Below are 23,517 nucleotides of genomic sequence, written 5' to 3' on the forward strand. Positions count from 1 at the left end.
GCGGGTCGGTCGATCCGCCCGACCATCCCACGGTAGGCCCGGACGGCTGCCCGGCGAGCCGTCCCGGCCATGCGAGGCAGGGCCGACAGGCCCGACTTTCCGCCCTTTCCCCCTCCTCGGAGCACCTAAACGACAGGCGTTGCCAAAATGGTTGCCCCGGCGTACTGTCGAAGTGTCAGCACGTTCCGCGGGCCCGTCCCGCACCCACAGAGGAGGCGACATGGACCCCCGCACCGAACGCACGACCGCAGCACTGCGGACCGCGGTCCTCGAGCTCGCCACCGAGCACGACATCGACGACGTCACCGTCTCCCAGGTCGCGACGCGCGCCGGGATCAACCGCGCGACCTTCTACGACCACGCGAGCAGCCCGGCCGAGCTCCTCACGGGCATCCTGCGCACCGAGCTCGACACGATCCGTGACGAGTTCTTCGCGGCGGTCGGCGTCACGCCCGACGGCGGAGCCCCCCAGGAGGGCGGGTCCGGCCCGGGCACGCCCCCGGCGGGCGAGGACACGACCACGGCCACCGCCGCGCCCCCGGACCCCCGACGGGTCGTCGACTCCATCACCCGGTCCGTCGCCGGGCACGTCGACGCGCACGCCGACATCTACGAGCGGGCTCGCGACGGGGGGCTCAGCGCCCCCCTGTTCCGGCTGCTCGCCGAGCACTTCACCGAGACGCTGCGCGCCTTCCTCGTCGGCCACCCGCACCTCATGCCGGTCTCCCACGACGCCGCACGCGCGGACGTCGAGCAGGCCGCCCACGCCTACGCGTGCTACGTCGGCCTCGGCTCGGTCGGGGCCCTCGAGGCGTGGCTCGCCACCCCCGTGCCGCGCGACCCGGAGTTCTTCCCCCGGATCGCACGCACCTCGCTCGCCACCTGGTGGACCGCGCCGAACTGACCCGGCGCCCCACCGCACAGGCGGGCTTCACCGCACACCGCACGCTCCGCCGTCGGGCACCCCACGAGGGCTCCCCCGACCCCGGGCACACCCGAAAGGAGGCCCCACCATGGGCCGCGTGTTCAACAAGGTCGCCATCGTCACCGGAGGAACCGGAGGCATGGGCGTCACCCACGCCAAGGCGCTCGTCGCCGAGGGCGGCAAGGTCGTCATCGCCGACCTCGACGACACCAAGGGCGAGGCGCTCGCCGCCGAGCTCGGCGAGAACGCCGCGTACATCCACCTCGACGTGACCAAGGAGGAGGACTGGGACGCGGCCGTCGCGTTCACGCTCGAGAAGTTCGGCCGCATCGACGTGCTCGTCAACAACGCCGGCATCGCGAACGCCGCCCCCATCACCGAGTTCACGCCCGACATGTGGCGCAAGATCATCGACATCAACCTCACGGGCACGTTCCTCGGCATCCACGCCGTCGCCCCGATCATGGCCAAGGCCGGGCGCGGGTCGATCATCAACATCTCCTCGGTCGAGGGCATGCGCGGCAGCGCGGGCCTGCACGGCTACGTCGCGTCGAAGTTCGGCGTCCGCGGGCTCACCAAGTCCGTGGCCCTGGACCTCGGCCCCTCGGGCGTGCGCGTCAACTCGGTCCACCCGGGCTTCATCAAGACGCCCATGACCGAGAAGATCAGCCACGACTTCCTGCCCATCCCCCTGGGACGGCCCGCCGAGCCCGAGGAGGTCTCGCAGCTCGTCCTGTTCCTCGCGAGCGACGAGTCGAGCTACTCGACGGGCTCCGAGTTCGTGATCGACGGCGGCCTCATCGCGGGGGTCCCGCACAAGTAGGCCGTCGCACCGGCCTCTCGGGCGGACCGGGGCGGGCGTGGCGGACACCCCGCCCGCCCGGGTCTACCTCGTGCCGCGCCCGGACCTGCCGTCCGCCGACGCGCACGCGATGCACAGCCGCGCAGTCGGTCGCGCCTCCAGTCGGGCCTCGCCGACGGGCCCGCCGCACGACTCGCACGTCCCGTAGGTGCCGGCATCCAGCCGGGCCAGGGCCGCGTCGACCTCGGCCGTCTGCTGCTCGGCGAGCCGTTGCAACGCACCGACCTGGGCTCGTTCGAACGCGATGGTCGCGCCGTCCGGGTCGTGCTCGTCGTCGGCGTTGGAGTCCTTGGACGCCTCGACGATCCCGGCCACCTCCCCGCGCAGCGCCTCGGTGCGGGCCGCGGCCTCGTCGCGCAGAGCGAGCAGACGCTCCCGCACGACGGCGTCACGCGCCCCGGGTGCGCCCCTCACCGTGGCCCCGGGGTGTCCGTCGCGGCGGCACCCGAGGCGCCCCCGTCCCCGTCGGGAGCCGTGCGCCCGAACCGGGCCACGGAGTGCCAGACCCGCTTCAGGATCTGCGGGTCGACGTCCGGCCGCCCCCTCCAGCGCCCGAGCACCGCGGGCGTGATCACCCCGTCCTCCGCGACCCGGGCCGCGAGCCCGACGACGTCGCTCCCCCGGTAGTCGGCGTGGCGGGCGATCGTCCCGACGTCGACCACGTACCCCGGGTGCCACTCCACGGCCAGGTCGACGCCGTGCAGCACCCCGCCGAGCACGTCGCGGTGCGACGGGTCGAGCACGAGCGCCTCGACGTCCCCCGGGACGGCGACCCCTCCGTGCACGTGCGACTCGACGTACCGGTCCAGCGGGTCGCCCGGGGCGCTCGCCCGGAGCAGCTCGACGAGCCCCATCCGCCGCGCGACCCCGAAAGCCTCCGGCCCCTGGGCGCTGTCCGGGAAGGCGAACGTCGCACGGTCCACCGTCGCGCGGCGCAGACGGAACCACGCGGACCCGAACCGAGGCGACGGCCCGTAGGGGTCACGGTCGAGGACGAGCGCCCCGTAGACCGGTCGAGACCCTGCGGGGGCGTCGTCGTAGGTCCCGCCGAACATCCGCTGCTCCCAGCGCCACCGATCACCGCGGCCCTCGGCCGTGAGGCCCCCGTTGCTCGTGCCCGTCACGAACTGCGACAGGTACGAGCCGTCGCGCAGGATGCGTTCGAGGGTCGGCTCGCCCCGCAGGTCGGTGTCGGGGTGGAAGTGCAGCGCGATGCGAGCGTCGTCACGGAGAGGAGGCCCGTCGAGCGCGCGCGCGAGCACGTGCTCGAGGGCGGCGCCGGGGTCCATCCCTCGATTGCACCACGGGGCGGCCGGGCACGGGCCGGGCACGGGCCGCGCTCGGGCCGCGCTCGGGCCGGCTCCGCGAGCCCGGGCGTCTCCCCTCGGCCCCGTGTGGGTTCCCCGTGCAAGGATCGGAGCGTGCCCGTCGTCGAGTCGTCCGTGATCGTCCCCGTGGACCCTGCCACCGCGTTCGCGGTCTCGCAGACCACTGGCGACATCCGGCTGCACTGGGACCCGTTCATCCACTCTCAGCGGTTCCTGGACGACGCGGCGGCACCCGCAAAGGGCGTCCGCACCCTCACCCGGCACCGCGCAGGCCTGCGGATGGTCAGCGAGTACGTCTCCTACAACCCACCGACGAACGTCGGGATGAAGATGGTCGAGGGCCCGTGGTTCTTCGCGAGCATGGCGGGCGGCTGGCGTTTCTCGCCCGCTCCGGGCCGTGACGTAGGACACCCCGAGCCCGTCACGACCAGGGCCGTGTGGCGGTACAGCTTCACGTGCCGCCCCGCCTGGCTCGCTCCCCTGGCCGAGCGCATCGGCTCGTGGCTCCTGAGCCGCGACATCCAGCGGCGGATCAACGGTTTCGCGCGTGGCTGCGCAGATCCCGTGGTCCTCTCCGCGGTCCGCGAACAGACCGCACCACCGGCCCCGAGGCCCGGCCTCGCGACGCCGGACCGCACCTGACCAGCAGCGCGACCCACCGTCGTCGGGCATGACAGGACTCCGTCCGGGATGGAAGAGTGGCAAACCGGTTTCGCGCGAACCGCACATCTTCCTCCCAGCGCCCCCACATCTCGAAGAGGTAGACCCATGAGCACCGCGATCTTCTACGACCGCCACGGCGATGTCGACGCCCTGCGCGTCGGCGACGAGCCCGTGCCGGCACCCGGTGACGGGGAGCTCGTCGTCGCGAACCGCGTGATCGGGGTCAACCCGGCCGACGTGAAGAAGCTCGCCGGGAAGTTCGGGGGCGGCGACGAGTTCCCGCAGGTGCTCGGCTTCGAGGCCGCGGGAGTGGTCGAGGCCGTGGGCGAGGGCGTCGAGGGCTTCGCGGTGGGCGACGAGGTCGTCTGGAGCGGCACGGGGGCCCAGCGCGAGAAGTCGGTGGTCCAGGCCGCCAAGACCCGGGTCAAGCCCGCCAACGTCTCGTTCGAGCAGGCTGCGGTCCTGCCCGTCGCTGCCGCCGCGGCGTTCTCCGCCCTGGCCCAGGCCGGGGTCGGTGACAAGGACGTGGTGCTGATCCACGGGGCGTCGGGCGGGGTCGGCTCGGCGGCGGTCCAGATCGCGAAGGCGCTCGGGGCGCGCGTCGTCGGCTCGGCCTCCGCGGCGAACCACGACTACCTGCGCGGGCTCGGCGCGACGCCCGTGGCCTACGGCCCGGGGCTCGTCGACGCGGTCCGCGCCCTGCCGGACGGGCTCTCGGCGGTGACGGCCGTCGTCGACCTGGTCGGGTCACCCGAGACCGTCGCGCAGACCGTCCAGCTCCTCGGACCCGACGGCCTGACCCGTGACGGCGGCCCGCGCGCCGTGACGCTCGTGGAGACCGAGGAGTCGCTCGCCGCGGGCATCGCGACCAAGACGTCCCGCAAGGGCGCGCTGCGCGAGGCGCTCGCGCTCGCCGAGGCCGGGCTGCTGACCCTGGAGATCTCAGCGCGCTTCCCGCTGGTCGAGGCCGCTCGGGCCGTCCAGCAGGTCGCGGACGGGCACGTGCGCGGCAAGGTCGTGCTCGAGGTCTGACGCGCGGCTCTCAGCTCTGGGTGCGGAGCTCTCGTGCGACACGCCTGGCGAGTCGCACGGGGGTTCCGCACCCGGCAGCGCGCGTGGGTAGCGCATGGTTCGCTGGAACCATGCCTGCCGCCTCCACGCCCGACGACGCCGCTCACCTCGGCGAGCTGCGTCGCCTGGCCCTGGCCTTCCCCGGTGCAGAGGAGCGGGTCTCGCACGGACGCGTGACGTTCCGGGCCCGCCTGCTGTTCGCGGTCCACGGCGGCATGACCAAGGCGACCCCCACGGCTCCCGCCCGGCAGTACCCGGACGCGCTGCTCGTCAAGGTGGACCCCGCCGAGGAGGCCGCGCTCGCGCAGGACCCCCGCTTCTTCGTGCCGGCCTACTACGGGCCGGCCGGCTGGCTCGGGCTCGACCTCGAGGCCGCACCGGTCGACTGGCAGGAGGTCGCCGAGCTGCTCGACATGTCCTACCGCGAGGTCGCGGGCCCCCGGCTCGTGGCCCGGCTGGACGCGGAGGGGTCGCCCGCGGGGCGTCGGTCGTAGCGAGGTCGGTCGTGGCGGCCGCCGGTCGTAGCGGCCGCCGGTCGTCGGGGCGTCGATCGAAGCGGGGTCGGTCGTAGCGAGGTCGGCCGTAGCCGGGACCGTCGGCGGTACGTCTTGCTTCGTCCGCTCCCTCCCGATCACTCTCCAGATCCCCGCTCTCCCCGCGAGGTAGAACGTGCTGCGCGAGGTAGAACGCAGCGCGTTCTACCTCGCGCAGCACGTTCTACCTCGGCACCAGCACCAGCACCCGGCACCCGCGTACCACCACCGCCGGCACCCCGGGCGGACGCGCCTTCCCGCCCCTCGGCGTAGCGTGGCCGCATGGTCGGCGACGGGAGGTCCGCGGGGACCCCGGGCACTCCGTGGGGCCCGCCCTGGCGTGGTGACCGGCCGGGACCGTTCCGCCCACGGGCCGGTGCCCGTGACGAGCACGGTGCCCCCGCAAGGCCCGGCCCGCACGGCCCGTGGTCCTGGCCGCACGACGGCAGCGAGAGCGGACCGAGCGACGACCCGACCGTGCCCGACGAGCTCACCGGCCCGTTCGACCACCGCCGACCGCGCCTCTTCCTCGCGATCGTCACGGCGCTCGTCGCGGTCGTCGGCACCCTGGGTGCCGCGCACGGCCAGCCCGGTGCCGAGCCGCTCGACGCGCTCGCGTTCGCCCTGCTGCTGGTCTCGCCCGTGGTGCTCGCGACCGTCCCGCGCCGCCACGTCCTGGCCGCCACCCTGAGCCTTGCCGCGACGGGCGCGTACCTCCTCCTGGGCTACCCGTGGGGGCCGGTGTTCGTCCCGACCGTCGCGGTCCTCGCGGGCGTGATGCTCGCGGGACCCGCCGCGCACGGGCGCGTCGTCGCGTGGTCGGGCGTCGTGGTGCTGGCGGGGATCACGGTCGCGGCCGCGACGCTGCGGGGCGGGCCGCCCACGGTCGCGCTGCTCGGGGGGCTGGCGTGGACGACGGTCGCGCTCCTCGCGGCCGGAGGCGTCAGGGGTCGCGTCGCCCGTATGGCCGCGGTCCGTGCTGCCCGCCGCGAGCACGAGCTCAACGCCGTGACAGCCGAGCGCCTGCGCATCGCGCGCGAGCTGCACGACGTCCTGGCCCACTCGTTGTCGGCGATCAACGTGCAGGCGGGCGTCGGGCTGCACCTCCTGGACCGCGACCCCGAGCAGGCGCGCACTGCCCTCGCCGCGATCCGGTCGACGAGCCGCGAGTCGCTCGACGAGGTCAGGACGGTGCTCGGCATCGTCCGCGCCGAGGGTGGCGAGGTCCCCCGCTCACCAGCATGGGACCTCGGGGCGCTGCCTCGCCTGGTGGGTCAGGTGCCGGGCGTCGTGGTCGGCCTGACGGTCGAGGACGCCGCGCACGACGCGGCCCCTCGCCTGGCCGGGATCGTCTACCGCGTGGTGCAGGAGTCGCTCACCAACGTGCAGCGGCACGCTGCGGGGGCCACGCGCGCGACGGTCGAGGTCCGGGTGGTCGGCACGGGCGAGGCGTCGTCCCCGCGCTCGGCCCGGCCCCGCACCCTCGTGGTCACGGTGTCCGACGACGGAGCCGCCCCCGCGGACCGGCCGGCGGACCCGTCGTGGGCGGGCGGGCTCGACGACCGGCTCGTCACCGAGGGGTACGGCCTGCGGGGAATGCGCGAGCGTGTGACCGACGCGGGCGGGACCCTCACGGCCGGCCCCGGACCGCGGGGCGGATTCCTCGTCGAGGCGAGGCTCCCGTGGGAGGCGCGCGGCGCCGTCGGGCCGGACGACGACGCCACCACCGACCAGAAGCCCGCAGAGCAGGAGAACCCATGATCCGCGTCGTGCTCGCCGACGACCAGAGCCTCGTGCGCGGCGGGTTCCGCGCACTGATCGACTCCGAGCCGGACCTCCAGGTCGTGGGCGAGGCCGCGACAGGAGACGACGCGGTGCGGCTCGCGCTCGACCTGCTGCCCGACGTCGTGCTCATGGACATCCGCATGCCCGGCCTCGACGGGCTCGAGGCGACGCGACGGATCGTGGCGGACCCGGCGGCGTCGGGCGTGCACGTGGTCGTCGTGACGACGTTCGAGCTCGACGAGTACGTGACCGAGGCGATCCGCAGCGGCGCGAGCGGGTTCCTCGTCAAGGACACCGAGCCCGAGGACCTGGTGCGCGCGGTGCGGGTCGCCGCGGGCGGGGACGCGCTGCTCTCCCCGACCGTGACCCGCCGGCTGCTCGCGCGCGTGGCCGACGCGACGCGCACCGTCGCCCCGGTGCCCGGACTGTCCGACCTCACGCCACGCGAGCACGAGGTCCTCGTCGAGGTCGCGCACGGGCTGTCCAACGAGGAGATCGCGCGGGCGCTCTACCTGTCGGAGTCGACCGTCAAGACCCACGTCTCGCGCGTCATGACCAAGCTGCGGGCGCGCGACCGGGCCCAGCTCGTGGTCGCGGCCTACGAGGCGGGCGTCGTGCGCCCCGGCTGGGGTCAGGGGCGCTGAACCCGCCGCGCTCCCTCGTCCGCGCGGTACCAGCGGGGTACTCGACAGACATCCCGGGGCCGACGACGGAGGCCGCCCCGGACGGAAGCCTGGAGACGTGGCCGCACCCCGCGGCCCGCACCGGCACCTCGCCGGACGACGACCAGGAGGCCCCCATGCTCACCACTCTCACGACCGCGACGACCGACGTCCTCGCCCACGGCGGCGCGGGCTGGGGCCCGGGACCGTGGTGGTTCGTCTTCCCGCTGCTGTGGTTCGCCCTGTTCGCCACGGTGATCTTCCTGTTCGCCCGCCGTGCCCGGCGCGGCGGACCCTGGGGCCACCCCGGCGGTCCGGGGGCCTGGCGGGGCGGAAACGACCCCGTCTCGATCCTGGGCGAGCGCTACGCGCGCGGGGAGATCGACGAGACCGAGTACCGCCAGCGCCTCGAGGTCCTCACGCCCCGGGACCGCTGAGCCCGACGAGCCGGACCTCCCGGAAACACCGAGTGCGGAGCAGGTGTCGTCGATGCGGCGCATCGACTTCACCTGCTCCGCACTCGGCGGGAGGGTGGGGCGTGGCGTCAGCGCGCCCCGACCAGCTCCTCGTCGGCGGCCGAGGCCGCAGGCTCGTCGGACGCGTTCGCGGCGGCGGTCGGGGTGGCGGCCTCGTCGGCCGAGCCGCCCTCGTCGTCCGTGAACAGGTCCTCGACGTTCACGCCCTCGTACTGCTCGAGGTCGAGGATGCCCTCACGCTTGGCCACGACGGTCGGCACGAGCACCTGGCCCGCGACGTTGACCGCGGTGCGGCCCATGTCGAGGATCGGGTCGATCGCGAGCAGCAGGCCCACGCCCGCGAGCGGCAGGCCCAGCGTCGACAGCGTGAGCGTGAGCATGACGATCGCGCCGGTCAGGCCCGCGGTCGCCGCGGAGCCCACGACGGACACGAACGCGATGAGCAGGTAGTCCGTGAAGGACAGGTCGATCCCGAAGAGCTGGGCGATGAAGATCGCGGAGATCGCCGGGTAGATCGAGGCGCAACCGTCCATCTTGGTGGTCGCGGCGAGCGGCACCGCGAACGACGCGTACTCGCGCGGGACACCGAGGTTCCGCTCGGTCACGCGCTGCGTCACGGGCAGCGTGCCGATCGAGGAGCGCGACACGAACGCGAGCTGGATCGCGGGCCAGGCGCCCTTGAAGTAGCTCGTGATCCTCAGGCCGTTGGTCCGCAGGATCACGGGGTAGACGACGAACAGCACGAGCGCGAGGCCGATGTAGATCGCGGCGGCGAACGTCGCGAGCGGGGCCAGCAGGTCCCACCCGTACGTCGCGACCGCGTTGCCGATGAGGCCCAGCGTGCCGAGCGGCGCGAGGCGGATGATCCACCACAGGACGGTCTGGATGATCGCGAGCGCCGAGCGGTTGAACGCGAGGAACGGGTCGGCCTTCTTGCCGGACTTGAGCGCCGCGATGCCGATGATCAGCGAGATGACGACGATCTGGAGCACGTTGAACGAGATCGAGGTGCTCGCACCGCTCACGGCGCCCTCGACCTGCTCGATCTGCGTGCGTGCCCCGATGCCCAGGAAGTTGCTCGGGATGAAGCCGTTGAGGAAGTCGAGCCACGACCCCGAGCCGCCCGGCTCGCTGCCGTCGGCCGCCGAGAGCGTCGTGTTGGCCCCCGGCTTGAGCACGAGGCCCAGGCCGATGCCGATCACGACGGACACGAGCGCCGTGATGGCGAACCACAGGATCGTCTGGCCCGCGAGGCGCGCGGCGTTGGTGACGTTCCGCAGGTTCGCGATCGACGCGACGATCGCCGTGAAGACGAGCGGCGGGACGATCGCCTTGAGGAGCGTCACGAACGACGAGCCGATCGTCGACAGGGTCGTCGTGAGCCAGTTCGGGACCTCGTCGGGGGTCCCGGCACCCGACGCGGGGCCCATCGACAGCGCGGCCCAGCCGAGCAGCACGCCCAGCACGAGCGCGACGAGGATCTGGACCGTGAAGGACGGCGCCTTCAGGCGGCGCTTGGGCGCGGGGGCACCGGTCGCGGACTTCTCCGGCGCGGCGGGGGCCACGGCCTGCGAGGAGGAAGAGGAGGAGGGCACGGTTCTGCTTTCTTCGTCACGGGCGCGTGGGGCGCCCAGGGATCGCGAGCATCGCGAGAGGGAGGGAGTGCAGTCGTCCCGGCCCGGAGGAAGGAGGATCCCGACGTCGGGGTCGCGAGGACGCGGGCCCGTGCGGGTCGCGTGCCTCGTGCGCAGCACGACCGGGGCGGGTCCGTGCAGCACGGGCTCGCGGCGGGCACGCCGAGGTCAGGAGGGTGGGGAGGACTGCTGTGCGGGCCGTGGGGCCCAGCGGTTCAGTGGGTCAACAACAGAGCGCGCTGGCGACTCGTCGCAGATCGACGTCACGGCGCGCGGTGAAGTTCCACCGGTTCAGCAAGGATTCGACTCCCGTTCGGGCCGGTCCGAGGACCGGCGGTGCGGGCGATCGTCGCCCGCGGCTACCGATAGTAGCCGAGGAAGGAACGTCGTCGGACCGTCGGTGTATTCCCTGGGACGCGGCGGCGTCTTCGCAGTTCGCTCCACAGCTCATCTCACGGCAGGAGGGCCCGATCGCGCGAAGAAGACGGTTGGCATGCGCAGACTGGGCCGAGAGGCGCCGCACCATGAGGCGGCGTCCTGGAGGCGCGCAACGGTCCGATCACAGTCGCACCACGCGTGCGAGGCACCCACAGCCAGCACAAGCTGTGCACTGACGAGAGCCCCCTGACGCTGCCCTCGCCAAGGTGCGACCCGCCTCCGGACCTACCATCTCCAGCGTCTCAGACCCTGCTCAACACCGCACAAGAAGACACCTCAACCGACGACACCTCCGACCGGCGCCCCGTCCCGGCCCCAATACACCTCATCCAGGGAACTCGAGTGCCGTGTCTCGTACACACGAACCGCCCTGGCATGACGCACGACGCCCCCGTCTCCCTCCTGCGCGAGGTACTGCCGCGAACGACAAGGTCCTCCTCAGGAAGGACCCGTGGAACGCGCGCATGTCGTTCTTGTGGAGGTCCTGGCGCGGGCAGCCCCGCTCCTAGCGTTGGAGGACACCGACGAAGGAGCTCTCATGATCGAGGCCATGGGCCTGACCAAGAAGTACGGGGAGAAGACTGCCGTCGACGGCATCTCGTTCACCGTGCGCCCCGGGGTGGTCACCGGGTTCCTGGGGCCCAACGGCGCCGGGAAGTCGACGACGATGCGGATGATCGTCGGGCTGGACCGGCCGACCGCTGGGACGGTGACCGTCAATGGCAGGCCCTATGCGCAGCACAGGGCGCCGCTGGGCGAGGTGGGCGTCCTGCTCGACGCGAAGGGGGTGCACCCCGGCAGGACCGCCCGGGAGCACCTGGTCGCCCAGGCCACGACCCACGGAATCAGGTCGCGCCGCGTTGACCACGTCATCGAGATCACGGGACTGGCATCCGTGGCCCACAAGCGGGCGGGCACGTTCTCGCTCGGGATGGGGCAGCGCCTCGGCATCGCAAACGCGCTCCTGGGCGACCCACACACCTTGATCCTCGACGAACCCGTGAACGGTCTCGACCCCGAAGGGGTGGTGTGGGTCCGCACCCTGCTGCGGGCACTCGCCGCAGAGGGCCGCACGGTGCTGCTGTCCTCACACCTCATGAGCGAGATGGCGCTGACGGCTGACCAACTGATCGTCCTGGGACGCGGGCAAGTGATCGCGGACGCCCCGTTGAAGGAGATCGTGGCCCGGGCGCAGACGACGACGGTCCGTGTGCGGACGCCCGCAGTCGCCGCGCTCACCGCACTGCTACGCCGTCCGGGCACCGAGGTGACGTCCGTCGAGGCGGACGAGCTGGACGTGACCGGCCTCTCCGCACAGGACATCGCGGACGCCGCGGCCTCCGCCGGGATAGCCCTGTACGGACTGACACCCGTGCAGCAATCGCTCGAGGACGCATACATGCAGCTCACCGCCGAGGCCGTCGAGTACCGATCGTTCGCTCCCCTCCCCACCGCCGGAGGTTCCCGATGACGACGTTCGCCCCCGCCGACCTGACAGGGCTGCCGCGCGTGATCGTGCGTCCTGCGACGTTCCGCCGGCTCGTCGCCGCCGAGTGGGTCAAGCTCCGCTCGCTACGGTCGACCTGGTGGATGCTCGCCGTCGGGACGCTCTTCCTGCCGCTGTTCGCGGTGTCCCGGACGGCGAGCATCGCCCAGGTCCCCGAGGCGGTCGGTAGCTCCTCGATGGTCGGGGCCGTCTACGTGACCTCGGGCGTGGCGCTCGCCCAGCTCGTGTTCTGCACGCTCGGCGTGCTGACCGTCACGGCCGAGTACGGCTCGGGCCAGATCCGCGCGACGCTCGTGGCCGCCCCGACCCGCCTGCCCGTGCTCGGAGCCAAGGTCCTCATGACGGTCGGGACGGTCGTGGCCGCCTCGATGGTCGGGGTCGCGCTGGCCTGGGCAGGGAGCGCCCGGTGGTTCGAGGCGACGGGGATGTCGATCGACCTGACCCGGGCCGAGGACCTGCGGATCCTCCTCGGCGTCCCGTTGTATCTGGCCGCTGCGACGGCTCTCGCGTGCGGCATCGGAGCGGTCGTGCGACACTCGGCCGCGGGGATCGCGGCCGTGCTGGGCCTGCTCCTCGTCGTCGAGAACGGGCTGGGCGCCATCCCGTGGACCCCGCTCCAGACGTTCGCCGCGCACCTGCCCAGCAGCGCCGGCACCCGGCTGCTCCAGTCCGACGCCGTCGGATCGGTCATCACGACATCGAGCACCACCATGCTGTCCCCCTGGGAGGGGTTCGCGGTCATGCTCGGATGGGTCCTGGTGGCACTCGGGGTGGCCGCCGTGCTGCTGCGCCGCAAGGACGCCTGACTCGTCTGGGAGAGTGCTCACCATGGTCGAGGAGAGAACGAACGAGCCCGAGGACGGCCAAGCGCCGGTCTTCACCGAGCTGTCGGCGCGCCGCCTCGGCCCGGTCCGGCGCTTCTTCGTCCGCCGACCGGCCGTCATGGACGTGCTGGTTCTGCTGGGCTTCGCCGCGTGGGCGCTGCTCATGGGTGTCGGTGCGGACTCGATGTACGTCCTGCACGCATACCTGGGCGGTGAGAAGGTGGCCGCGATGCAGTGGGCGTCCTTCGGGCTCACGCTCGTGGGAACGGTGGCGTTGTGGTGGCGCCGCCGTAGTCCACTGCTCGTGGCCGCGGTCATGACCGTCCTGGGCGTCGCGGCCCTCGCGACCACGGGTCTGGCCTGGGGGTTCGACGTCGGGGTGACGCTCGCGTTGTACGCCGTAGCGACCGAAAGGCGCCCGCTCGTGACGTGGACGGCGTTCGCCGGCGCCGTGGCCGCCCTGCTGGTGGGTGCGCTCGCGTTCCCGCTGCCCGCGAGGGTCGGTGCCATCACCCTGGGTCTGGGCGCTGCGGGCTCTGTCGAGGCAGACACGCTGTCCGCGCGGGCCACGGGCTTCCTCCAGAGCGCGGTCTGGTACCAGACCGCGGTCCCCGTGCTGGTGCTCGGGCTGCTGGCGGTCGCGGCTGGGACGAGCGTGCGCAACCGGCGGCTGCACGTAGCGGCCTTCGTGGAGGCCGCGAACGCGTTGGCGCGCGACCAGGAGCAGCGGACCCGGCTGGCCCAGGCGGGTGAGCGGGCGCGGATCGCGCGCGAGATGCACGACGTCGTGGCGCACAGCATCTCGGTCATGGTCGCGCTCGGCGGAGGTGCGTCGGCCGCGATCGACTGGGCTCCGGACCGTGCGCGGACCGCCCTCGGCGAGCTCGTGGCAACCGGCCGATCGGCCCTGGGAGACATGCGGCGGGTCCTGGGTGTCCTTCACGAGGGGGTGGGCGCGGACGAGCGTGAGGGCCTTGGGGCGGGCAAGGTCGCCGGAGACGGCGCAGTCGGGGACACACGACCGGCCAGACCAGGTCCGGTCCCCACGGGTCACGACGCGCTCTTCGACCCTCAGCCGGGCGGCATCGAGCTGGCTGCGCTGGTCGAGCGGTTCCGCACGGCGGGGATCCCGGTCCGGACGCAAGGGCTGGCGACGGACGGACTGACGGATCTCGACCCGAGCCTGCAGCTCGCCGTCTACCGCATCGTGCAGGAGGCCCTCACGAACGCCTTGCGTCATGCGCCCGGTACGCCAGGGGTCGAGGTCGAGATCCACCGCGACGCGGGCGGTGTCGAGGTCGTCGTCATGGACGGCGGGACCACACTCCCGGTCGAGGCGAGTCCCGGTTCGCAACGAGGGCTCGTGGGCATGCGTGAACGGGCCGCAGTGTTCGGCGGCGTGGTCGAGGCCGGGCGGTACGGTCGGGGGTGGCGCGTCCGTGCGCTCCTGCCTTGGGACGAAGGAGAGAGATGAAGGTCCTGCTGGTCGACGACCAGGCCCTGGTCCGGATGGGCTTTCGGCTCATCCTCGAGAGCGCGAGCGACATCGAGGTGGTCGGCGAGGCCGGTGACGGGCGCACCGCGCTTGACCAGGTCGTGGCGCTGCGCCCGGACGTCGTGGTCATGGACATCCGGATGCCAGGAGTCAACGGTATCGAGGCGACGCGGGCCGTGGTCCAGGCATACCCGGAGGTGCGGGTCCTGGTCCTGACGACGTTCGACCTCGACGAGTACGCATTCGCTGCGCTGCGCGCGGGCGCCAGCGGGTTCCTGCTCAAGGACGCAGCTCCGTCCGACCTGGTCAGTGCCGTGCGCACGGTGGCGTCAGGGGACGCCGTCGTGTCTGCGCGGGTGACCCGCCGCATGCTCGATCTGTTCGCGGACAGGTTCCCGGAGACGGGCGAGGCACCCGGCTCGAACGCCCCACACCCTCTGCTGACCGAACTCACACCCCGAGAGCTCGAAGTGCTGCGCGCCATCGCGGACGGCCGGTCCAACGCGGAGATCGCATCGCGTCTCTTCCTGTCCGAGACCACGGTCAAGACCCACGTGAGCCGCATCCTCACCAAGCTGCAGGTGCGCGACCGCCTGCAGGCCGTGGTGCTCGCCTACGAGACGGGGCTGGTCCAAGCACGGCTCGGCTAGGCCGCCCGGGCCTCGCATCGCTGGGAACGGCGATCAGCAATTCGTGGGCCCGTGGGTGTCGTGCTCGTGAGCACGAGCAACCCCGCGGCACCGTCCTCGGGAGCGATCTGGAGCTGGCCGATCATGGTGCCGGTGGCTTGGATCGCGCTCCCTGATGCCCTGGATCTTCCGCCGCACGATCGACCACTACCTCGGCAGACGCCGTCCGTACCCTTGCGCCGTTGCCGATCTCAGTCGTGCGCAGGTGGCCGGCCCACTCGGCGACGTCCTTGAACAGGTGTCGGTGGACGACCTGCAGTCCCTCGAGGTCGTGCGCCGCGGCGACACCGGCCTGGCGCTGGGAGCGCGTTGCGGCGTCCGAAGTCTCCGTCGTCGATCTCCTGGCGGGCGCACCCATCCTGAACCGCGCGGCCTCGTCGCTCGTGCGCCCACCCTCGAACTCGGTGCTCGCCCGGGTCTGGCGCACGTCGTTCTCCCGCAGCGCACGTTCCTCGTCGCTGATAGCCGTCTGATGCCCCTCTCGCCACCCGCAAACCTAGCCGGATGACAGCAGACCAGAGCACAATCTCGGGCGCTCATCCGGCTTCTCCAGCCTGGGCAAGGTGCGCCGCGCGGGCCGTGAGCACCGCGGCCGACCCCTGCTACTCGCCCGTGTTCGGTGCATCCAGGAACGCCTGCATGAGCGGCCCGGCCGTGCCCGAACCGCTGTCCCCGGTCTCGACGAACACCGCGACCGCGAGGTCGCCCTGGATCGCGATCATCCATGCGTGCGCCTGGCTGCCGTCGCCGTACTGGGCCGTACCCGTCTTGGCCGCGACGTCCCCGGGCAAGGTCTTGAGCGCGACCGCGCTCCCGTCGGTCACGACCGAGCGCATGAGGCTGAGCAGGGTCGCGGCCTCGTCCGCGGTGAGGGACGACGGCGTCGGGGTCTCGTCCGCAGCAGCGGTCACCTCGGGACGGACCAGGACGGGCGAGACCCGCGCGCCGTGCGCGACGCTCGCGGCGAGCGTCGCCATGCCGAGCGGCGACGCCTCGACCTTGCCCTGGCCGATGATCGAGGCGGCGTGCTCGGTCCCCTCGGCCGACGCGGGCACCGAGCCGAAGAACGCGGGGGCGCCCAGCTCGGACTCGACGCCCAGGCCGAGGTCCGCGGCCGCGTCGTGCAGGGCCTGCTGCGTGACGGCGTCGCGCTGGGAGATCATCGCGGTGTTGCACGAGTTGGCGAACGCGGTGCGGAAGGGCACCTCGCCGAGCGCCGACGTCGGGTAGCCCGGGACGTTCTGGAACTCGCGCCCGTCCACGGAGAGGGTCGGCGTGCACGACACGACCGACTCCGGGGTGAGGCCCGTGCGGAGCATCGCGAGCGCCGAGGCGACCTTGAACGTCGAGCCGGGCGCGTACTTCCCGGTCGTCGCGGTCGAGGTCCCGTCCCCTCCTGGGCCGCTCGCGGCGGCCAGGACGTTGCCCGTCGAGGGCTCGATCGCGACGATCGCGCTCGCCGAGGGCACCCCGGCCAGGACGGACTCGGCTGCGACCTGCATGTCGGTGCGGAGCGTCGTGGCGAGCGGCACTCCCGCGACGGGATCGACCGTGAAGACGTCGGTCACGTTCTCCACGGGGTCCGGCTCGCCGTCCAGGTCGGTGTCCTCGCCCGTGTCCTCACCCGCGCTCCCGTCGCCGACGATGCTCACGGTGATCCCCGGGTTCCCCCGCAGCTGGACGTCGTACTGCCGCTGGAGACCCGACAGCCCGACCGTGTCCCCCGCCACGACCTTGCCCTCCGACTCCTCGACGGCCTCGGCGGTCGCGTCCCCGACACGGCCCAGGATGGCGCGCGCGAACGTGCGGGTCGGCGCGAGGTCGAGCGTCCCCGGGATCACCGAGGCGCCGTCGACGGCCTGGACGGACGCGACGTCGATGCCCGCGGTGTCGTCCTGGCGGACCACGATGGCCTCGACGAACGCCTTGTCGCCTGCGCCCGCGACCTTCTGCGCGTACGCCTCGACGTCGATCCCGACCGCCGCGGCGACCTCGCGCGCGACCGCGTCCTGGCGGGCCGGGTCGAGGTTCATCTTGTCGACCCCGATCCGGTGCACGGGCCGCGGCTCGACGACGGGCGCGCCGTCGCCGCCGAGGATCTGCCCCCGCTCGGCGCGCACGCGCGTCACGGCCAGCCGGTCGCCGTCGGCGAGACCGGGGACCAGGACGTCGGGCTCCCAGGCCACGGCCCACCTCGCGGGCCCGTCCTCGCCCTTGGCGGGCTCCTGGAGCGCCAGGTCGACGGTCGTCTCGTACGTCCAGGGGGCGGCGTCGGTGACCTCCCAGCTGTACGCGAGGGTCGCGGTGGCCGCCTTGCCCTTGTCGTCGCCCTCGGCGACGACCTCGACGTCGGCCAGGGTGACCGTGTGCTCGACCTCCGCGAGGGGCTCGAGGACCGCGTCCCGGTGGGCTGCGACGTCGATGTTGGCCTGGGTGAACGTGACGCCCTCGAAGTCGCCCTCGGCGATCGCGGTCGCGAGCGCCGCGGCCGCGTCCTTGGCGCTGGGCGGGTCCTCGGTGCACGCCGTCAGGACCAGCGCAAGGGTGGGGACGAGGAGGAGGGCACCGAACCGCACGGGTACCCGCGCTCCGGTCGACCTCGTGCTCCGGCGCTGCTGCTCGAGACTCACGTGCTCCCCCTCACGGTGTGCCGGTCGGAGACCGACAGAAACGGCGATCCGGGCGTCGTCGCCCGGAGCGAGGCTAGCCCACCGGGCGCGGACGGGCGTCGTCGGGCCCGGCCCTGCACCACCGCACCCCCGAGCCTCCACACGATCCCCGCGGACGCCGCGCCGCTGCGGCGCGCGCCCCGCTCACCGTCCGGTCGAGGCGTCCTTCGCGGCCTGCCCCATGCGGCGCACGGCCTCGGTGAGCACCTCCTGGTTGGTCGCGAGGTTGAGGCGCACGTGCCCGGCGCCGCCGGGTCCGAAGTGTCGCCCGTCGTTGAGCGCGACCTTGGCCCGGTCGAGGAAGAACCGGTAGGGGTCGTCGGCGACGGACGACGCGTCGAGCCACGCGAGGTAGGTGCCCTGGGTGGGCTCGTAGCGGACCTGGGGCAGGTGCTCCTCGAGGAGGTCGGCGAGGAGCAGCTTGTTGCGCCGGATGCCTCGCAGGACGGCGTCGAGCCAGACGGTGCCCTGGGTGAGCGCCGCGACGTGCGCGATCACGGACACGTGCCCGACGCCGTGCACGACCTCCTCGGGGATCCGCCGCAGGTCGTCCGCTGCCTCGGGGCCGCCGACCGCGACCGCGGCCTTGAGGCCCGCGAGGTTCCAGGCCTTGGAGGCCGACAGGACCGCGATCGAGTCCTCGGCGCCGGCCACGGTCACGATGGGTGTGTAGGCCACCCCGGGCGCGGTGATCGGCGCGTGGATCTCGTCGGACACGATCCGCACCCCGTGGCGGCGGGCCAGCGCAGCGAGGCCCTCGAGCTCGGCGCGCGTGTGGACCGTGCCCGTGGGGTTGTGGGGGTTGCACAGCAGGTAGACCGCGCGGCGACCGCTGCCGGGGCCGGTCCCGTTGAGGGTCGCGCCGGTCGCGTCGGCGAACGCCGCGTCGAGCGCGTCGAGGTCGAGCCGGAAGTCCGCGGTGAGCGGCGCGGTGACGATGCGGCGTCCCTCGTTCTGCGTGAACCCGAAGAAGGGCGGGTAGACGGGCGGGCTGACCACGACCGCGTCGCCCGGCCCGGTGAGCACCTTGAGGACCTCCATGAGGCCGAGCATGACGTCGGGCACCATGCGCGTGCCCTCGGGGTCGAACGACCAGTCCCAGCGGCGCTTGGCGAGGTCGGCGAGGGCCTCGGCGTAGGTGTTGCCGTAGTCGTACCCCGTGTCCCCCGTACGCATCGCGGCCGTCACGGCCTCGATCACGGGAGGGGCGAGCTCGACGTCCATCTCCGCGACCCACAGGGGCAGGACGTCAGGCGCGTAGGCGCGCCACTTGAGGCTGGTCCGACGGCGGAGCTCGTCCTGGGTGAGGGCGTCGAGCGGGTTGTCGGTGGCGAAGGGCGAGGTGGTCACGGATCGAGCCTACGTCGGGGCCCGCGCGCCGACCTGGTACCGAGGTGCCAGGGCCACTACGTTGTCCGGATGGGCTTCCTCGGGTTCTACTCCGCGCTGATCCTTCTCTACGTCGTGGTGATCGCCGTGGTGGCCGTCCTGGCGATCTGGGCGCTCGTGCTCACGATCCAGCTCCTGCGGAGCGTGCTGGCCGAGCGCAAGGTCCGGGAGGCCGCAGCGATGCGTGCTGCGTACCCGTCGTCGGCGCCAGCACCGGCACCGACGGAAGCGGCGGGATACGGTCCGGCGCCCGATCGAGTCGACTGACCGGCACGCCCCGCCCGAGCCGGCAGCTCAGCCGTCCGTGCGACGCCCTGCACCCACCCGGGACCGCTCGAACACGCCCTTGGGCAGCGCGAGCGTCGTCGTGGGGGTCTTGGTGCGCTGGGCCGCGCCTTCCTCGGGGACGGGCGCGCCGTCGTCGGGCACCTCCGGGGCGAGGCCGCGCGCGTGCGCGGGCGGCGCGCCCCCGAGGACGGCCTTCGAGACCCGCATCACCACGAACGCGAGCACCGCGACCGCGACGGCCGCGATGACGATCTTCTGCAGGACGCCCGCGTACTCCTCGACGAGGTGCCAGCTCTCGCCCAGCGCGTAGCCCGCTCCCACGAAGATGCTGTTCCAGATGAGGCTGCCCGCGGTCGTCAGGACGACGAACTTGGGGAGCGGCATGCGGTCGACCCCGGCCGGGAGCGAGATCAGGCTCCGGAAGATCGGGATCATGCGGCCGAAGAACACCGCCATGCTGCCGTGCTTGTGGAACCAGGCCTCGGTGCGGTCGACGTCCTTGAGCTTGACCAGGGGCAGCCACCCGATGATCTTGCGCGTGCGCTCACGGCCCACCAGGACGCCCACGTAGTACAGGGCGATCGCCCCCACGAGCGAGCCGATCGTCGTCGCGACGATCGCCGCGAAGACGTTGAAGCTGCCACGGCTCGCCGTGAACCCTGCGAGCGGCAGGATGACCTCGCTCGGCAGGGGCGGGAAGAGGTTCTCGAGCGCGATCGCGAGCCCTGCTCCGAACACACCGAGCGTCTCCATGAGCGACACGGCCCACCCGGCGACACCCCCCAGGTCGGGTTCGCTCGCGGCGGCCGCGTGCACGAGGTCGGCGGGCAGGATCGAGAAGGGCATGCGCAGACTGTAGACGCCGAGGACCGGACAATTCGAACTCGGGCGTGTCACGTGTGGGGGACGTGCAGGACTGCCGCTGAGTGCGGAGTTCTTGTGCGACACGCCGGGCGTTTCGCGCAAGAACTCCGCACTCAACGGCGGGTGGCAGGGGCGGGCGGCAGCGGCAGACGGCCGGCGGCGGTTCAGTACCGCCAGCGCGACATGTCCTGCTGGTACGTCCGGTAGATCAGGGGCGAGAGCAACGTCGAGGGCTTCATCTCGACCTCGGGTCCCGGGTGGTCGCCCGCGAGCGTCGCGGTGGCCCGCAGCGAGTCGAGCGTGTGGAAGCGCAGCCCCTCCGGGAGGGGCGTGGCGCCGAAGAGGCGCGCTCCGCCGTCGGGCCCCAGAGACCCGGCAGCCTCACCCTGCCCCGGCGCGGCCGGGAGCGACAGGACGAACCCCCACTCCCCGAACGACGGCACGTTGACCGACAGCGGCACCACGGTCCGTCCCGGCGAGCCCGCGCGGACGGTCGCCGCGACCTGCCAGTAGGCGTTCGGCGTGAAGTACGACGACGTCGCCTGGGTCGCGTACACACCCCCGGGCCGCAGGTGGTTCGCGACCATGGCGTAGAACTCGGTCGAGTAGAGCTTGGCGATGCGCTCGTTCGACGGGTCGACCAGGTCGATCAGGACCGCGTCGAACGTCTGGTCGGTGGTGTCCATGAACCGGAACCCGTCGCCGTTGACGACCGTGACGCGCGGGTCGTCGAACGAGTGCTCGTTGAGCTCGCTCACCAGCCGGTCGGTCCGGGCGAGCTCGGTCACGGCGGGGTCGAGGTCCACGACCGTGACCTCCTGGACGCTCGGGTAGCGCAGGACCTCGCGCGCGAGCAGCCCGTCCCCTCCCCCGAGGATCGCCACGGACGCGGGCGCTGCGACCGACGTGAGCGCCGCGTGCGCGAGCGTCTCGTGGTACCTCGCCTCGTCGACCGACGAGAACTGGAGCTGGTCGCTCAGGTAGAGCCGGACGTCGTCGCCGAACGACGTCAGGACGAGCTTCTGGTAGGACGTCGACTCGTAGTGGACCACCGGGTCCTGGTAGAGCCGCGTGTTGATCGCGCCCTCGATCACGCTCGACGCCGCGAAGCACACCACGAGGAACACCACCGTGACCCAGCTGAACCAGGTCCAGCGCGTGCGCCGCCCCATGCGCCGCAGCATGAACACCGCGACCAGCACGTTGAGCAGCGCGACCGCGTACGCCGTCCGCATGAGACCCAGGTACGGGAGCATGACGAACGGGAAGAGCAGCGACGCGGCGAGCGCGCCGAAGTAGTCGACCGCGAGCACCTTCGACAGCAGCCCGACCGACTCGTCGCGCCCGTGCTCCTTGAGCAGCGCGACGAGCAGCGGGATCTCGACGCCGATCCCCACACCGATCGCGAGCGAGAGCAGCACGAAGACCAGCCAGTACACCTGGGTCAGGCTGAACGCGGCGTAGAGGATCAGGACCGAGCTGCCGCCCAGCAGGGCGAGCGCGACCTCGTTGCGCACGAAGTTCAGGCCGGGGTTCGTGGCCAGGCGCGTCGCGAGGAGCGAGCCGATCCCCATGCCGAACAGCGTCAGGCCCGTCGCGACCGAGAACGCGACGACCGAGTCGCCGAACAGGTAGGACGCGGCCGTGCCGAGGATCAGCTCGTAGATGATCCCGCCGACCGCGACGAGCAGCGCCGCCGCGAACACGGTCGGCTTGTCCATGCTGCGGCCCGACGGCGGCGCGTCGCCCGGGAGCGGGGCGGCGCCCGGGAGCGGGGCGGCGCCCGGGAGCGGGGCGGCGCCCGGGAGCGGCTCGCCCGGGAGCGGGGCGGCGCCCGTGGGCGGCTCGCCCGAGGGCGGCTCGCCCCCGGGGAGCGGCGCGGTCTCCGTCTGCGTCTCGCCGGCCACGGTCAGGAGAGGATCGTCCCCGCGATGATGATCCCGATGGCGATGGCCAGCCCGGCGATCATGATCCCGAAGGCCGTGTTGTGCTCGTCGACGAGCTCGCGGTGCAGGTTGAGCTTGAACAGGTAGTTGACGATCACGATCGTCACGACGAGCAGGACGATGCCCAGGACCGAGTAGACGATCGTGGACAGGAAGGCGTCGAGGCGCAGCTGGTCGAGGATGCTCATGGTTGCTCCAGGTGGGTCGGCGGGTCGGTGAGGACGGGTCGTGCTGAAGGTCTGGGGACCGGCGTGCCAGGCGCCGGACGGCGTGCTGGCCCGGCTACTTGCCGAGGCCGCCGCCACCGCCGCCGTAGACCGAGCGGCGGTAGCAGGTCTGGTCGTCGTCCTGGGAGACGACCTGGTCCGACGGCGCGGCCTGCTCGACGGTCCGCGGCGTGCAGTAGGTGTCGTCGCGCGGGCCGCACGAGCTGAACAGCATCGTCGCGAGGACCCCGATCGCGAGGAACGCACCGACGGCCTTGACCGACACGTTCCGCGGCGCGATCCGCTTGCCGAAGTGGGCCTTCTGCCCCGCGACGTCCAGGACGGTGCCGTGGTAGAGGTCGATGACGCGGTCGTCGAACTTCTCGAGCGAGAGCACCATGTCGTTCGTGCGCAGCTCGGCGTAGGCGACGGGCTGCCCGACCGTCAGGTCGTAGGTGAACGAGCCGTCGAGCGACCGGATGGTCCCGACCCCCGCCTCCGTGACCGTGGTCCGGTAGGTCCGGCCGCTGAGCGTGACGTCGACGACCTGCCCCTTGCGCATCCGGGCGGGGTCGAGGCGCTCGGTGCTCTCGGCCGGGCGGTAGAGGGTCACGGCCTTGGTGTAGTGGTCGTACTCGACCCAGAAGTCGAGGTTCTCGTACCCGAGGACCTCCCACTCCTCCCAGTAGTACGTGATGCCGTCGCTGGGGTCCTGCTCGCCGTAGACGACGACACCCTGTGGCAGCGAGCGCCACGGCGGTGCACCGATCAGGTGCTTGCCGAGCGTCATGCGCGCCTTGGGTCGGGGCGCCATCAGAGGAGTGTCCGGACGGTCACGCCCGCGGCGGAGAAGGTCTCGCGCAGCAGGCTGCGCGTGTCCTCCTCGAAGGTGCCCGACGACGGAGCACGGCACGTCGTGAGGGTCAGGTAGGCGGTCCCCTCCTCGGGCCACGTGTGGACCGCGAGGTGGGACTCGGCCAGGAGCGTCGCCATGCTGAACCCCTGGGGGGCGAACCGGTGCGAGGTCTCACCGAGCGGGGTGAGCCCCGCATGGTCGACGACCCGGGAGATGCAGGTGCGGACGGTCGTCTCGTCGTCCAGGAGCGCGGGGTCGCCTCCGGAGACGTCGAAGACGTAGACGAGGTTGCGGTTGACCTGATCGGTCGGCACGTGATCTCCCTGGGCTGGCTGGCCGGGTCACGCTAGCGGACGCCCGACCTTCCCGGAAAATGCGGACGCCTCCTGGGACGCGAGTTCACCCGA

23 protein-coding genes are annotated in these 23,517 nt (G+C 72.6%); 13 read left to right on the forward strand and 10 right to left on the reverse strand.

The window, feature by feature from the left end:
• The first annotated feature begins 220 nt into the window (after nt 1-220).
• The gene (locus H9641_RS15835; protein WP_191805396.1) at nt 221-904 is read left to right on the forward strand and encodes a TetR/AcrR family transcriptional regulator; all 684 of its coding nucleotides are present in this window, start codon (nt 221-223) and stop codon (nt 902-904) included.
• A 109-nt stretch (nt 905-1,013) separates the two neighbouring features.
• Nucleotides 1,014-1,748, forward strand: a complete 735-nt coding sequence (locus H9641_RS15840) for a glucose 1-dehydrogenase (RefSeq protein WP_191805397.1) — start codon at nt 1,014-1,016, stop codon at nt 1,746-1,748.
• 63 nt (nt 1,749-1,811) lie between these two features.
• On the opposite strand, the gene H9641_RS15845 is transcribed toward H9641_RS15840, so the two are convergent.
• Both H9641_RS15845 and H9641_RS15850 read right to left on the reverse strand, forming a co-directional pair.
• Nucleotides 1,812-2,201: a TraR/DksA family transcriptional regulator gene (locus H9641_RS15845; RefSeq protein ID WP_404821959.1), complete on the reverse strand. Its 390-nt coding sequence runs from the start codon at nt 2,199-2,201 to the stop codon at nt 1,812-1,814.
• Nucleotides 2,198-3,076, reverse strand: coding sequence for a DUF3626 domain-containing protein (locus H9641_RS15850; protein WP_191805398.1), 879 nt, complete (start codon nt 3,074-3,076; stop codon nt 2,198-2,200). The genes H9641_RS15845 and H9641_RS15850 overlap by 4 nt, the downstream gene beginning before the upstream one ends.
• Nucleotides 3,077-3,208: 132 nt before the next feature.
• Here H9641_RS15850 and H9641_RS15855 point away from each other — a divergent pair, with 132 nt between their 5' ends.
• The 6 genes from H9641_RS15855 to H9641_RS15880 all read left to right on the forward strand — a co-directional run bounded on the left by H9641_RS15855 (nt 3,209) and on the right by H9641_RS15880 (nt 8,266).
• Nucleotides 3,209-3,757: an SRPBCC family protein gene (locus tag H9641_RS15855; protein ID WP_191805399.1), complete on the forward strand. Its 549-nt coding sequence runs from the start codon at nt 3,209-3,211 to the stop codon at nt 3,755-3,757.
• A 126-nt stretch (nt 3,758-3,883) separates the two neighbouring features.
• Entirely contained in the window at nt 3,884-4,810 is a 927-nt protein-coding gene (locus tag H9641_RS15860) for a quinone oxidoreductase family protein (protein WP_191805400.1), read from the forward strand.
• 110 nt (nt 4,811-4,920) lie between these two features.
• Nucleotides 4,921-5,343 (forward strand): MmcQ/YjbR family DNA-binding protein, encoded by a 423-nt coding sequence (locus H9641_RS15865; protein ID WP_191805401.1) that lies wholly within the window; start codon nt 4,921-4,923, stop codon nt 5,341-5,343.
• A 516-nt stretch (nt 5,344-5,859) separates the two neighbouring features.
• Nucleotides 5,860-7,143: a sensor histidine kinase gene (locus H9641_RS20805; protein WP_191805402.1), complete on the forward strand. Its 1,284-nt coding sequence runs from the start codon at nt 5,860-5,862 to the stop codon at nt 7,141-7,143.
• Nucleotides 7,140-7,811: a response regulator gene (locus H9641_RS15875; RefSeq protein WP_191805403.1), complete on the forward strand. Its 672-nt coding sequence runs from the start codon at nt 7,140-7,142 to the stop codon at nt 7,809-7,811. The genes H9641_RS20805 and H9641_RS15875 overlap by 4 nt, the downstream gene beginning before the upstream one ends.
• Before the next feature lie 155 nt (nt 7,812-7,966).
• Nucleotides 7,967-8,266, forward strand: coding sequence for an SHOCT domain-containing protein (locus H9641_RS15880; protein ID WP_056644373.1), 300 nt, complete (start codon nt 7,967-7,969; stop codon nt 8,264-8,266).
• A gap of 107 nt (nt 8,267-8,373) precedes the next feature.
• Here the strand turns inward: H9641_RS15880 and H9641_RS15885 are convergent, their stop codons facing one another.
• Nucleotides 8,374-9,870: a dicarboxylate/amino acid:cation symporter gene (locus tag H9641_RS15885; protein WP_191805437.1), complete on the reverse strand. Its 1,497-nt coding sequence runs from the start codon at nt 9,868-9,870 to the stop codon at nt 8,374-8,376.
• A gap of 1,045 nt (nt 9,871-10,915) precedes the next feature.
• Between H9641_RS15885 and H9641_RS15890 the strand changes: the two genes are divergently transcribed.
• Genes H9641_RS15890 through H9641_RS15905 form a run of 4 tightly spaced genes read left to right on the forward strand, consistent with a single transcriptional unit; the run spans nt 10,916 to nt 14,853 of the window.
• Nucleotides 10,916-11,848, forward strand: coding sequence for an ABC transporter ATP-binding protein (locus H9641_RS15890; RefSeq protein ID WP_191805404.1), 933 nt, complete (start codon nt 10,916-10,918; stop codon nt 11,846-11,848).
• On the forward strand, nt 11,845-12,690 hold the full coding sequence (locus tag H9641_RS15895; protein ID WP_191805405.1) for an ABC transporter permease: 846 nt from the start codon (nt 11,845-11,847) through the stop codon (nt 12,688-12,690). Before H9641_RS15890 ends, H9641_RS15895 begins: the two co-directional genes overlap by 4 nt.
• Nucleotides 12,691-12,712: 22 nt before the next feature.
• Nucleotides 12,713-14,182: a sensor histidine kinase gene (locus tag H9641_RS15900; protein ID WP_191805406.1), complete on the forward strand. Its 1,470-nt coding sequence runs from the start codon at nt 12,713-12,715 to the stop codon at nt 14,180-14,182.
• Nucleotides 14,179-14,853, forward strand: a complete 675-nt coding sequence (locus tag H9641_RS15905) for a response regulator transcription factor (RefSeq protein ID WP_191805407.1) — start codon at nt 14,179-14,181, stop codon at nt 14,851-14,853. The genes H9641_RS15900 and H9641_RS15905 overlap by 4 nt, the downstream gene beginning before the upstream one ends.
• Before the next feature lie 641 nt (nt 14,854-15,494).
• Here H9641_RS15905 and H9641_RS15910 read toward each other — a convergent pair.
• Together H9641_RS15910 and H9641_RS15915 are read right to left on the reverse strand one after the other, a co-directional pair.
• Nucleotides 15,495-17,522, reverse strand: a complete 2,028-nt coding sequence (locus tag H9641_RS15910; RefSeq protein WP_318244636.1) for a penicillin-binding transpeptidase domain-containing protein — start codon at nt 17,520-17,522, stop codon at nt 15,495-15,497.
• 183 nt (nt 17,523-17,705) lie between these two features.
• Complete coding sequence (locus tag H9641_RS15915) at nt 17,706-18,911, reverse strand: MalY/PatB family protein (protein WP_191805408.1); 1,206 nt, start codon at nt 18,909-18,911, stop codon at nt 17,706-17,708.
• A 69-nt stretch (nt 18,912-18,980) separates the two neighbouring features.
• Between H9641_RS15915 and H9641_RS15920 the strand changes: the two genes are divergently transcribed.
• Nucleotides 18,981-19,217 carry a hypothetical protein gene (locus H9641_RS15920; RefSeq protein ID WP_191805409.1) on the forward strand — a complete coding sequence of 79 codons (237 nt, stop codon included), beginning with the start codon at nt 18,981-18,983 and terminating at the stop codon, nt 19,215-19,217.
• A 27-nt stretch (nt 19,218-19,244) separates the two neighbouring features.
• On the opposite strand, the gene H9641_RS15925 is transcribed toward H9641_RS15920, so the two are convergent.
• The 5 genes from H9641_RS15925 to H9641_RS15945 form a co-directional block, all read right to left on the reverse strand.
• Nucleotides 19,245-20,084, reverse strand: a complete 840-nt coding sequence (locus H9641_RS15925; protein ID WP_191805410.1) for a DedA family protein — start codon at nt 20,082-20,084, stop codon at nt 19,245-19,247.
• Between the two features lie 182 nt (nt 20,085-20,266).
• Entirely contained in the window at nt 20,267-22,009 is a 1,743-nt protein-coding gene (locus tag H9641_RS15930) for a polyamine aminopropyltransferase (RefSeq protein WP_318244637.1), read from the reverse strand.
• 2 nt (nt 22,010-22,011) lie between these two features.
• Nucleotides 22,012-22,236 carry a DUF350 domain-containing protein gene (locus H9641_RS15935; RefSeq protein ID WP_191805411.1) on the reverse strand — a complete coding sequence of 75 codons (225 nt, stop codon included), beginning with the start codon at nt 22,234-22,236 and terminating at the stop codon, nt 22,012-22,014.
• 94 nt (nt 22,237-22,330) lie between these two features.
• Nucleotides 22,331-23,068 carry a DUF4178 domain-containing protein gene (locus tag H9641_RS15940; protein ID WP_191805412.1) on the reverse strand — a complete coding sequence of 246 codons (738 nt, stop codon included), beginning with the start codon at nt 23,066-23,068 and terminating at the stop codon, nt 22,331-22,333.
• Entirely contained in the window at nt 23,068-23,424 is a 357-nt protein-coding gene (locus H9641_RS15945) for an S-adenosylmethionine decarboxylase family protein (RefSeq protein ID WP_191805413.1), read from the reverse strand. Before H9641_RS15945 ends, H9641_RS15940 begins: the two co-directional genes overlap by 1 nt.
• Nucleotides 23,425-23,517 lie beyond the last annotated feature (93 nt).

The organism is Oerskovia merdavium, from assembly GCF_014836755.1.
Classification (GTDB): Bacteria; Actinomycetota; Actinomycetes; order Actinomycetales; family Cellulomonadaceae; genus Oerskovia; species Oerskovia merdavium.

Coding starts and splice junctions, on each gene's coding strand:
- H9641_RS15890 (WP_191805404.1), top strand. CDS start 10,916: ATGATCGAGGCCATGGGCCTGACCAAGAAGTACGGGGAGAAGACTGCC.
- H9641_RS15895 (WP_191805405.1), top strand. CDS start 11,845: ATGACGACGTTCGCCCCCGCCGACCTGACAGGGCTGCCGCGCGTGATC.
- H9641_RS15920 (WP_191805409.1), top strand. CDS start 18,981: ATGGGCTTCCTCGGGTTCTACTCCGCGCTGATCCTTCTCTACGTCGTG.
- H9641_RS15865 (WP_191805401.1), top strand. CDS start 4,921: ATGCCTGCCGCCTCCACGCCCGACGACGCCGCTCACCTCGGCGAGCTG.
- H9641_RS15940 (WP_191805412.1), bottom strand. CDS start 23,068: ATGGCGCCCCGACCCAAGGCGCGCATGACGCTCGGCAAGCACCTGATC.
- H9641_RS15875 (WP_191805403.1), top strand. CDS start 7,140: ATGATCCGCGTCGTGCTCGCCGACGACCAGAGCCTCGTGCGCGGCGGG.
- H9641_RS15860 (WP_191805400.1), top strand. CDS start 3,884: ATGAGCACCGCGATCTTCTACGACCGCCACGGCGATGTCGACGCCCTG.
- H9641_RS15835 (WP_191805396.1), top strand. CDS start 221: ATGGACCCCCGCACCGAACGCACGACCGCAGCACTGCGGACCGCGGTC.
- H9641_RS15880 (WP_056644373.1), top strand. CDS start 7,967: ATGCTCACCACTCTCACGACCGCGACGACCGACGTCCTCGCCCACGGC.
- H9641_RS15900 (WP_191805406.1), top strand. CDS start 12,713: ATGGTCGAGGAGAGAACGAACGAGCCCGAGGACGGCCAAGCGCCGGTC.
- H9641_RS15905 (WP_191805407.1), top strand. CDS start 14,179: ATGAAGGTCCTGCTGGTCGACGACCAGGCCCTGGTCCGGATGGGCTTT.
- H9641_RS15935 (WP_191805411.1), bottom strand. CDS start 22,236: ATGAGCATCCTCGACCAGCTGCGCCTCGACGCCTTCCTGTCCACGATC.
- H9641_RS15850 (WP_191805398.1), bottom strand. CDS start 3,076: ATGGACCCCGGCGCCGCCCTCGAGCACGTGCTCGCGCGCGCGCTCGAC.
- H9641_RS15925 (WP_191805410.1), bottom strand. CDS start 20,084: ATGCCCTTCTCGATCCTGCCCGCCGACCTCGTGCACGCGGCCGCCGCG.
- H9641_RS15840 (WP_191805397.1), top strand. CDS start 1,014: ATGGGCCGCGTGTTCAACAAGGTCGCCATCGTCACCGGAGGAACCGGA.